Raw genomic sequence first — 10025 nt, 5'->3', positions numbered from 1 at the left:
TTTATGCCTTTAAATTGAAGATATTGGTCGTAAGTATAATAACGCCTATCCGTTGGAGTCCGATTTGCCTCTAGAATTCCTTCCCTGTCCCAACGCTGTAATGTTTTCACAGAAACACCTATTAATTCAGCAAAATCTTTTGGTTTATAATTCGTGATATTTGACGTGTTCATAATAATACCTCCATAGGTATATTTAAACACATTTAACCATATTAAGCAACATATTTAGTTACTTATAAATTCCTCCTGTGCTATGATTTTTCTCTTCCATAATACAGGAGCTGTTGCAAAGATGAGACGCCCCTTCGCTTCATAAATATTGCAAATAAATTTATATCTATATCAGTAATATATTTTATACAATATGTAACTCTCTATTTTATTTTTAAATTTTCTATAAACTTTTCAAAATCTCTTGTCAAATATTTTAATCAATGCTACTATATCTTCAAAGCATACTTCTCTTTACGGTATTTCTACCATCTGTTTTTTCTAATCTCATTTCAGAAATCCATGCTTTTATCCCATCAAAAAATAAAAAGCAGGAGTTCTGAATAAAAACAGAAGTAAGCATTTCAGCTCCTGCAATACAGGAGGTAATGCCTATGGCAAGAAAAAAGACTGCTGCTGCAAAGAAAAATCAGGCAAAAAAATTACATTTGTCTGCAAACCGCAAGTATAAAGACACGGTATTTCGTATGCTATTTGCAGATAAATCCAATCTTTTGTCACTCTATAATGCAATGAGCGGAAGCGATTATCACGATCCTTCCAAACTGCAGATTATTACACTGGAAAATGCGATTTATATAGGTATGAAAAATGATCTGGCATTTGTTATTGGCACAAATCTGTTTTTATACGAACATCAGTCAACCTATAATCCAAATGTGCCGCTTCGCAACTTGTTCTATATTTCCAGTGAATACCAGAAAATGGTAGATTCAAACAAACTCTACTCTTCAACACTGTTAGAGATTCCTGCACCGCATTTTGTTGTTTTCTATAACGGAACCACAAAGTAGGAAGACAGCTGGTACAACTACCTGTCAGACTCTTATCATAATTTTTCCGGTATTCCCGATCTGGAACTGAAAGTAGTGACCTTAAATATTATTCAAGTCGAACGCACGTGAGACTTGGCACGCGATTCTGGTCAGCTGTGCTGACATTTACCCAACAGAATCGCTGTGCATCCTCGCGGAGCGTTTATCTTAGTCGGAGATTGCACTCCGACTAAGATAAAGGGCATAATAAAGAATTGATGGAACAGTGTCAGACCTTAAACGAATATGCTCAATATGTAGAAAAAGTGCGTACCTATACAAAAGAAGACAACTTAGATAACGCTGTGGAACGTGCTGTAAATGAATGTATCCATGATGGAATTCTTGCAGATTTTCTCACGCAAAACAAATCGGAGGTAATTGCTATGAGTATTTTTGAATATGACGAAAAAGCAGTCCGACAAGTATACTATGAAGATGGACTACAAGCCGGACGCAAAGATGGTATCAAAACTGGCATTTTAAATATGCTGAAAACGCAAAAGTATTCTCTGGAAGAAATCTCTGAAGTTTTTCAGGTTCCGGTAGAGGAGATTGAGCAAATAAAAAAACAACAAATATAATTTCCCTATTGACAAATCCACACCCCGGTTTTATACTCAGAAACAACAAAATATTTATCACTTTAAACCGATGAACAAGAGAAGTAAGCAGGAAGTTTTATTCCCAGAGAGCTGCAGGTGGTGCGATTGCAGTAATAAAGATTTTGCTGAATGGACTTGTGAGGGCAGTCTGAAACTGTATATTTTCTTTATTAAGATATAAAGATATAAGGAGTAGGAACTGACGGTGGCTCGATCCGTTATCAGCAGAGTATGTATGAATGTACATAACAGAGTGGCTGCAATGCAGCAATTTGGGTGGTACCGCAGAAGTAATTTATAGCTTTTGTCCCTTTAGAGGGGACAGAAGCTTTTTTTATTATGTCAGGGTCATAAGTCTGAAACCACGATATGCAAATATTGGAGCAAATTGTGAGAGTACGAAATACGAATCAATTCGTATGGCATTTTTATATATTTATAAAAGGAAAGGAGTATCGCATGTATCCAGATTGTGATGAGATTTTAAAACTTGCAAATGATTACGATATTATTCCGGTCTGCCGTGAAATTTATGCAGATGTTATCACACCGATCACGCTTCTTAGAAAGCTGTCCGGCATCAGCAGCAGATATTACCTGCTGGAAAGTATTGAGGGCGGTGAAAAATGGGGACGCTATTCTTTTCTCGGATACGATCCGGTGATGCGTGTTTCCTGCAAGGAGGGCGTGGTAACCATCGAAAAGGGCGATGAGGTTGCAACAAAGCAGACAGACAAACCGCTCGATGTTCTGCGTGAGATCATGAAGGATTACAAAGCTCCACGTCTTGCAGGACTCCCTCCTTTTGCCGGAGGATTTGTCGGATATTTCGCATATGCCATGATCGGATATGCGGAACCGACACTGAACATCAAAAAGGGCATGTTCAATGATTATGATATGATGCTGTTTGATAAGGTCATTGCCTACGATCATCTGACTCAGAAGATCAGCGTCATTGTAAATATGAAGACCGACCGTGTGATGGAGAATTACGGAAAAGCTGCTGCCGATATCCAAAATATCATCAATATTATCCGCACTGCCCCGGCTCCGGAAATCCCAGTTTCTTCTTCAAAAGTGAATTTTACCTGCAATGTCACTCAGGAAGAATACTGTAAGCTGGTTGAAAAAACAAAAGAATACATCATCGATGGTGATATTTTCCAGGCAGTTATTTCAAGACAGTTCTCCACTCCTTACGAGGGCAGCCTGATCAACCCGTACCGTGTACTGCGTACCACAAATCCTTCTCCGTACATGGTGTACCTAAGCATTGACGGTGAAGAGATCATGAGTACTTCCCCGGAAACGCTGGTTCGTCTGGAAAATGGCCGCCTGACTACATTCCCGGTAGCCGGTTCCAGACCGAGAGGCACAACACCGGAGGAGGACAAGGCTCTGGAAAAGGATCTGCTTTCCGACGAAAAAGAACTTTCCGAACACAATATGCTCGTCGATCTCGGCAGAAATGACCTTGGTAAAATTTCGAATTTTGATTCGGTTGAGGTTACAAAATACATGATGATCCACCGCTATTCCAAGATCATGCACATTTGTTCACAGGTTGAGAGCAATATCCGCAGCGACTGCGACGGCTTAAGTGCGATTGAAAGTGTCCTGCCGGCTGGAACGCTTTCCGGTGCACCAAAGATCCGTGCATGTGAGATCATCGAAGAACTGGAAAGTGAACAGCGTGGGATTTACGGCGGTGCACTCGGTTATCTTGATTTTACCGGAAACTTGGATACTTGTATCGCGATCCGCATGGCAGTCAAAAAAGATGGTCATGTGTATGTTCAGGCGGGAGGCGGTATTGTCGCTGACAGTATTCCGGAAAATGAATATATGGAATCCTACAACAAAGCACTCGCTGTTATGAATGCCGTGAAAAATGCAAAGGAGGTGCTGGAATAATGATTCTCTTGATTGATAATTATGATAGTTTTTCTTATAATCTTGTTCAAATGGCAGGAAGTATCAACCCGGATATCAAAGTCATCCGAAATGATGCCATGACCGTAGAAGAAATCCGTGCCCTCGCACCTTCTCACATCATTCTGTCCCCGGGACCTGGTTATCCGAAAGATGCCGGTGTCTGCGAAGAGGTTGTGCGGCATCTTCAGGGAGAAATCCCGATCCTCGGCGTGTGTCTCGGACATCAGGGCATCTGCGAAGTATACGGCTGCACCATTTCTCATGCAAAACAGCTGATGCACGGAAAAAAGAGCCGCATCCACATCAATAACAACAGTCCGATCTTCAAAGGACTGGACGAAGAAATGGATGCCGCCAGATATCATTCACTGGTTGCTGTCCGTGAAACCGTTCCGAATGTTCTTCAAGTGATCGGTGAAGATAAAAATGGCGAAGTGATGGCAGTACAGCATAAAACGTACCCGGTATATGGTATGCAGTTCCATCCAGAATCCATTCTCACACCGCAGGGACGCATCATTCTTGAAAACTTTTTAAATTTATGATGCCTACGGATTGTTCCGTGCGTCGCACTCCCACAATATACAGGAGGAAATTTACCATGATAAAAGAAGCTATTTACAAACTGATCAACCACAAAGATCTTACATATGAAGAATCACTCGCTGTTATGGGCGAAATGATGGACGGCACCGCAACTCAGGCTCAGATGGGTGGATTTCTGACTGCACTGCGTATGCAGGGGGAAACCATTGACGAGATCACTGCTTTTGCCACGGTTATGCGTGAAAAAGGTGTCAAACTTCACCCGGAACGTGATGTCATGGAAATTGTCGGAACCGGCGGAGATGAAGTCGGAACTTTCAACATTTCCACAACTTCTGCTTTCGTTGTTGCCGCTGCCGGAATTCCGGTTGCAAAGCACGGAAACCGCAGTATTTCCAGCCGAAGCGGAGCTGCCGATGTACTTGAAAACCTTGGTGCAAAAATGGATCTGACAGCCGAGCAGAACGAAACCGTTTTAAAGAAAACCGATATGTGCTTTATGTTCGCTCCGGTTTATCATTCTTCCATGCGTTACGCTGCTCCTGTCCGCAAAGAACTTGGCGTTCGTACCGTATTTAATATCTTAGGTCCTCTGTCCAATCCGGCGGCCGCCAAAATGCAGCTTCTCGGTGTTTACGACAAAAATCTTGCACCAGCTCTGGCTCAGGTTCTTTCCAATCTTGGTGTTACCCGCGGCGTGGCTGTCTGCGGCGATGACGGACTGGATGAGATTACCCTGACCGGTAAAACTTACGTCAATGAAATCCGAAATGGTGAAATCATTTCTTATACGATTACCCCGGAACAGTTCGGTTTAAAGAGCTGCGAGCTTTCCGAACTGATCGGTGGCACACCAAAAGAAAACGCTGAAATTACCCGCCGTATTCTGACCGGTGAGGAAACTGGACCAAAGCGTGACGTCATCCTGATGAATGTCGGCATGAGCCTCTATCTTGGCATCGACGGCATCACCCTTGCAGAAGGTATTGAAAAAGCAAAAGAAATGATCGACAGCGGAAAAGCTTACGCAAAACTTCAGGAATTTGTCAAAGCTACACAGGAGGCTTAATTTATGATTTTGGAACAGATTGCGGCAGATACCAGACTTCGCCTGATCGAGGAAAAGAAGCTGGTTTCCCCGGAAGAAATGAAAGAAAAAGCTCTCGCTCTTGCAGCAGATGAGACTTTTCCATTTGAAAAAATGTTGAAAGAACCTGGTATTCATTATATTTGTGAAGTCAAAAAAGCTTCTCCATCCAAAGGTCTGATTGCAGAAGATTTTCCATATCTGCAGATTGCAAAAGAATACGAAGCAGCCGGTGCAGATGCCATCTCCTGCCTGACAGAGCCGAAATATTTTCTCGGAAAGAAAGAATATTTAAAAGCGATCACAGATGAAGTTTCCATCCCGGTTCTGCGAAAAGATTTTACCGTAGACGAATATCAGATTTACGAAGCGAAAACACTCGGTGCAGGCGTTGTTCTTCTGATCTGTGCACTGCTTGATACCGAAACGATCCGCTCTTATATTGAAATCTGCGATCGACTCGGTTTGTCCGCACTGGTCGAAGTTCACGATGAAAACGAAATGGATTCTGCGATCAAAGCCGGTGCCAGAGTGATCGGTGTAAACAACCGAAACTTAAAAGATTTCACGGTAGATATCTCCAACAGCACCCGCCTGAGAAGTCTTGCTCCGGAAAATGCACTTTTCGTGGCAGAAAGCGGGATCAAAACAGCGGAAGATATTCAGGTATTAAAAGATGCCGGTGTAAATGGTGTGCTGATCGGTGAAACACTGATGCGAAGTCCCGAAAAAGCTGCCATGCTTGCAGCCCTCAATGGAGGAGCCTTATGACAAAGATCAAAATCTGCGGTCTGAAACGCACAGAAGATATTTCTTATGTCAATGAACTGCTTCCCGATTTTGCCGGATTTGTTTTCGCAAAAAGCAGCAGACAGGTCGATGCAAAAAAAGCAGCAGAATTAAAAAAACAGCTTTCGCCAAAGATCAAAGCAGTCGGTGTTTTCGTCAATGCCGAACCGGAATTTATCGCCAAATTATATCAAAAACAAATCATTGATCTTGCACAGCTGCACGGCGATGAAACCGCAGATTACATTCATAGATTAAAAAATTTATGCCCTTCCCTCCCGCTGATCAAAGCCGTTCGCGTACAAAGCACGAAGCAGATCCTGGAGGCAGAAAAGCTTCCATGCGATTATCTGCTGCTCGATACCTGGCAGAAGGATTCTTACGGCGGAAGCGGCAAAACATTTGACCGTTCCCTGATCCCACCGCTTGCGAAACCATGGTTTTTAGCTGGCGGACTGAATACAGAAAACATTGCAGAAAGTATTGCTCAGTGTCATCCGTTGGCCGTCGATGTGAGCAGTGCCGTTGAGACAAACAGTGTAAAAGACAAAGAAAAAATCAAAACATTCATTGATCATGTACGAAGATAAAACATTGTATTATATGATGCCAGGGTCAAAAGCCTGAAACCACGATGTGCTTGCACAGGAGTGGTTTTATGGCTTAATGACCCGCCCCGATATGAGCATAAAAGTGGAGCGTAAGCTTCACGATATGCGAATATTGGTAGAATTGTGGGAGTACGAAGTACGGAACAATTCGTATGGCATCTTTTTACCCCAACATCATTGTATTATATATAGAAAGGATTCACTTATGAGCAAAGGAAGATTTGGAGAATACGGCGGACAGTACATCCCGGAAACACTGATGCCCGCTGTTCAGGAAGTAGAAGAAGCTTACAACAAATACAGCAAAGATCCGGAATTTATCGCAGAGCTGGATGACCTGCTGAAAAATTATGCGGGAAGACCTTCTCTGCTCTATGAAGCAAAAAAAATGACCGAGGATCTCGGCGGTGCAAAAATTTATCTGAAACGTGAAGACTTAAACCACACAGGAGCACACAAGATCAACAACGTACTCGGTCAGGTTCTTCTGGCAAAAAAAATGGGCAAAACCCGTGTCATCGCAGAAACCGGTGCCGGACAGCACGGTGTTGCAACTGCTACCGCTGCTGCTCTGATGGGACTGGAATGTGAGATCTTCATGGGCAAAGAAGATACCGACCGTCAGGCACTGAATGTATTTCGTATGGAACTGCTCGGTGCAAAAGTGCACGCTGTCACAAGCGGCACAATGACTTTAAAAGATGCCGTAAATGAAACAATGCGTGAATGGAGCAAACGTATGGATGACACGCTTTATGTACTTGGTTCTGTCATGGGACCTCATCCATTCCCGACAATTGTCCGTGATTTCCAGAAAATTATCGGAGAAGAAATCAAAGAACAGCTGATAGAAAAAGAAGGCCGGCTTCCGGATGCCGTGATTGCCTGCGTCGGAGGCGGAAGCAATGCCATCGGTACTTTTTATGAATTCATCCCTGATAAAGAAGTCGTCCTGATCGGCTGCGAAGCAGCCGGACTTGGCATTGATACCCCGAAACATGCCGCCACGATCGCCAAAGGAAGCACCGGTATTTTCCATGGCATGAAATCTTTGTTCTGCCAAGACGAATACGGTCAGATCGCACCGGTTTATTCTATTTCTGCCGGACTTGACTACCCTGGAATCGGCCCGGAACATGCGATGCTTGCAAAAGAAGGCCGTGCACAGTACGTTTCCATCACCGATGAAGAAGCTGTTAATGCATTTGAATATCTTTCCCGCACCGAGGGAATCATTCCGGCGATCGAGAGTTCTCACGCCGTTGCCTACGCAATGAAACTGGCACCGACTATGGATAAAGATAAGATCATCGTAATTACTATTTCAGGACGCGGCGACAAAGACGTGGCTGCCATTGCACGATACAGAGGAGTGGATATCTATGAGTAATATATATAAGGCATTCGAAAATAAAAAAGCATTTATCCCTTTTGTAACAGGTGGGGATCCAGACCTTGAAACCACAAAAAATCTGCTGATCGCCATGGAAAAAGCCGGTGCCGACCTGATCGAGATCGGTATCCCGTTTTCCGATCCGATCGCCGAAGGCCCGGTCATCCAGGAAGCAAGCCAGAGAGCACTCGCTGCAGGATGCACCACCGATAAATTGTTTGATATGGTAAAAGAAGCCCGCCAGAGAGTAAAAATTCCGATGGTGTTTATGACCTACATCAACCCGGTCTATACCTACGGAAAAGAACGCTTCATGAAACGCTGCGTAGAATGCGGCATTGATGGAATCATCGTTCCGGATCTTCCTTATGAAGAAAAAGAGGAGCTTTCCGGTGTCTGCGAATCATACGGCATCGACCTGATCTCCCTGATCGCACCGACCTCCCACGAACGCATCCGTATGATTGCAAAAGAAGCGAAAGGATTTGTCTACTGTGTATCTTCACTTGGTGTAACCGGCGTTCGAAGTGAGATTAAAACGGATGTTGCAAAAATGGTAGAAATGGTGAAAGAAGTAAATGATATCCCGGCTGCCATCGGATTCGGTATCTCCACCCCGGAACAGGCAAAAAAAATGGCATCCGTATCAGACGGAGCCATCGTAGGATCTGCGATTGTAAAAATTGTGGCGAAGTACGGAAAAGAATGTATTCCGGAAGTCGAAAAATATGTGAAAGAGATGAAAGCGGCAGTGGAGATTTGAATGTGCAAATGAACGAATTCCCCGAAGGGCACGTAAAAGTGCCTTCTTGGGAATTGTTCATTTGCACATCTCAAAAAGCCCGCTCAACGGCTTTGCAAACTCCCCGCTTTTTTCGACATCCAGCGTACAGATCACTTTGTCGCACTTCTTGATCCATTCTTTTGCTTTCTGTATTTCTTTTTCTTCAATCCTGCCAAATGGTTTCACGGAGATCACTTCTGTCGCCAGTGCTTTTGCCGCAGGATAATCCAGATCGTTTTCCCACAGAATCCCCGTCACAAACGGCACTCGCTTTCTCTGTAATTTTCGAAAGACTGCTGTACCGGTTCCGTTTCCTGCGATCACAAAGACTTTCGGCTCTCCTTCTGTTTTCGGAAGTTCGAGATCTCCGGTGCGTTCATCATAAGAACCTGTTGTCATCTGATAAAGCTGTGGGATGTAGCCCTGCGTAAAAATTTCTTCCGGTGTTCCAAATCGATCTACTTTGTCTCCTCTGACACAGGCTATTTTATCGGAAATACGTCCTGCCAGGTCCAGTTCATGCAGGGACATGATTACGGAAAGATTTCGTTCCCTGGACATATTCTGGATGATGGATAAAAATTCCAGCTTATAGCGGATATCCAGAAAAGAGGTCGGCTCATCCAGAATGATGATATCCGGCTGCTGGCAGATTGCTCTCGCCAGCATTACCCGCTGTTTCTGGCCGTCACTCGTTTTTGAAAAATCACGGTCAGCAAGCTCGTGGATGTGCACCAGTTCCATTGCCTCATCTACCAGTTTCCAGTCTTCTTTTGAGAGTACGCCGAACTTCCCGGTATATGGATAACGTCCGGTCGCAACCACTTCTTTGCAGGTCATCATTTCCGGTCTTACCCGTTCTGTCAGCACAACCGAAAGTTTTCTGGAAAGCTCTTTTCTGCTGATTTGTTCCGTCTCTTTTCCATCCAGCACAACGACTCCGCCAAGCGGTTTCAGCTGTTTTATGATGCTTCTCAGGATCGTCGTTTTTCCCGCTCCGTTTGGTCCGATCAACGTCAGGATTTCTCCCTTTTTCAGACTGATCTTGATATTTTTTATGAGCGGAACGCCGTGATAGCCGACGGTCAGACCTTCCGTATAAAAATAATATTCTTCCATATGCTATTCCGCCTTTTCTAAATCAAAAAGTGAACTACCCATTGTCTAAAGCCAATGGGCTTCCTGCTTCGCAGACCTCGTAACCTACTATCTCCACAGGCGTTA

At 43.9% G+C, this 10025-nt stretch carries 11 protein-coding genes and 1 other annotated feature; of the genes, 9 read left to right on the top strand and 2 right to left on the bottom strand.

The genetic code is table 11. From position 1 onward, the window contains the following. Positions 1–158: MerR family DNA-binding transcriptional regulator (locus LKD42_RS14365; protein ID WP_248836101.1), on the bottom strand; the 158-nt coding region annotated here is incomplete at its 3' end. Positions 159–607: 449 nt separating this feature from the next. Between LKD42_RS14365 and LKD42_RS14360 the strand changes: the two genes are divergently transcribed. From LKD42_RS14360 to trpA, 9 genes are all read left to right on the top strand, one after another. Beyond that, the gene (locus tag LKD42_RS14360; RefSeq protein ID WP_331464925.1) at positions 608–1027 is read left to right on the top strand and encodes a hypothetical protein; all 420 of its coding nucleotides are present in this window, start codon (positions 608–610) and stop codon (positions 1025–1027) included. 239 nt (positions 1028–1266) lie between these two features. Then, on the top strand, positions 1267–1632 hold the full coding sequence (locus LKD42_RS14355) for a hypothetical protein (protein ID WP_215659078.1): 366 nt from the start codon (positions 1267–1269) through the stop codon (positions 1630–1632). Positions 1633–1693: 61 nt separating this feature from the next. Next, positions 1694–1968: a binding site (T-box leader), on the top strand. 144 nt (positions 1969–2112) lie between these two features. Next, positions 2113–3570 carry an anthranilate synthase component I family protein gene (locus tag LKD42_RS14350; RefSeq protein ID WP_248836100.1) on the top strand — a complete coding sequence of 486 codons (1458 nt, stop codon included), beginning with the start codon at positions 2113–2115 and terminating at the stop codon, positions 3568–3570. Next, positions 3570–4136, top strand: a complete 567-nt coding sequence (locus LKD42_RS14345) for an anthranilate synthase component II (RefSeq protein WP_248836099.1) — start codon at positions 3570–3572, stop codon at positions 4134–4136. Before LKD42_RS14350 ends, LKD42_RS14345 begins: the two co-directional genes overlap by 1 nt. A gap of 56 nt (positions 4137–4192) precedes the next feature. Next, entirely contained in the window at positions 4193–5206 is a 1014-nt protein-coding gene (trpD, locus tag LKD42_RS14340) for an anthranilate phosphoribosyltransferase (RefSeq protein WP_248836098.1), read from the top strand. Positions 5207–5209: 3 nt separating this feature from the next. Continuing rightward, complete coding sequence (trpC, locus tag LKD42_RS14335) at positions 5210–5995, top strand: indole-3-glycerol phosphate synthase TrpC (RefSeq protein ID WP_248836097.1); 786 nt, start codon at positions 5210–5212, stop codon at positions 5993–5995. Next, on the top strand, positions 5992–6603 hold the full coding sequence (locus tag LKD42_RS14330) for a phosphoribosylanthranilate isomerase (RefSeq protein ID WP_248836096.1): 612 nt from the start codon (positions 5992–5994) through the stop codon (positions 6601–6603). The genes trpC and LKD42_RS14330 overlap by 4 nt, the downstream gene beginning before the upstream one ends. A 226-nt stretch (positions 6604–6829) precedes the next feature. After that, the gene (gene trpB, locus LKD42_RS14325) at positions 6830–8014 is read left to right on the top strand and encodes a tryptophan synthase subunit beta (RefSeq protein WP_248836095.1); all 1185 of its coding nucleotides are present in this window, start codon (positions 6830–6832) and stop codon (positions 8012–8014) included. Continuing rightward, entirely contained in the window at positions 8007–8780 is a 774-nt protein-coding gene (gene trpA / locus LKD42_RS14320) for a tryptophan synthase subunit alpha (protein ID WP_022119044.1), read from the top strand. The genes trpB and trpA overlap by 8 nt, the downstream gene beginning before the upstream one ends. A 57-nt stretch (positions 8781–8837) precedes the next feature. Here the strand turns inward: trpA and LKD42_RS14315 are convergent, their stop codons facing one another. Continuing rightward, on the bottom strand, positions 8838–9920 hold the full coding sequence (locus LKD42_RS14315) for an ATP-binding cassette domain-containing protein (RefSeq protein ID WP_248836094.1): 1083 nt from the start codon (positions 9918–9920) through the stop codon (positions 8838–8840). Positions 9921–10025: the final 105 nt, after the last annotated feature.

Origin of the sequence: Hominisplanchenecus faecis (genome assembly GCF_020687205.1) — a bacterium.
Taxonomy (GTDB): domain Bacteria; phylum Bacillota; class Clostridia; order Lachnospirales; family Lachnospiraceae; genus Hominisplanchenecus; species Hominisplanchenecus faecis.
This window is presented reverse-complemented; position numbering and strand designations above follow the sequence as displayed.

What these genes read in the sequence shown, in the direction of transcription:
- LKD42_RS14315 (WP_248836094.1), bottom strand. Translation starts at nt 9,920, where the DNA reads ATGGAAGAATATTATTTTTATACGGAAGGTCTGACCGTCGGCTATCAC.
- trpC (WP_248836097.1), top strand. Translation starts at nt 5,210, where the DNA reads ATGATTTTGGAACAGATTGCGGCAGATACCAGACTTCGCCTGATCGAG.
- LKD42_RS14360 (WP_331464925.1), top strand. Translation starts at nt 608, where the DNA reads ATGGCAAGAAAAAAGACTGCTGCTGCAAAGAAAAATCAGGCAAAAAAA.
- trpD (WP_248836098.1), top strand. Translation starts at nt 4,193, where the DNA reads ATGATAAAAGAAGCTATTTACAAACTGATCAACCACAAAGATCTTACA.
- LKD42_RS14330 (WP_248836096.1), top strand. Translation starts at nt 5,992, where the DNA reads ATGACAAAGATCAAAATCTGCGGTCTGAAACGCACAGAAGATATTTCT.
- LKD42_RS14345 (WP_248836099.1), top strand. Translation starts at nt 3,570, where the DNA reads ATGATTCTCTTGATTGATAATTATGATAGTTTTTCTTATAATCTTGTT.
- trpA (WP_022119044.1), top strand. Translation starts at nt 8,007, where the DNA reads ATGAGTAATATATATAAGGCATTCGAAAATAAAAAAGCATTTATCCCT.
- LKD42_RS14355 (WP_215659078.1), top strand. Translation starts at nt 1,267, where the DNA reads ATGGAACAGTGTCAGACCTTAAACGAATATGCTCAATATGTAGAAAAA.
- LKD42_RS14350 (WP_248836100.1), top strand. Translation starts at nt 2,113, where the DNA reads ATGTATCCAGATTGTGATGAGATTTTAAAACTTGCAAATGATTACGAT.
- trpB (WP_248836095.1), top strand. Translation starts at nt 6,830, where the DNA reads ATGAGCAAAGGAAGATTTGGAGAATACGGCGGACAGTACATCCCGGAA.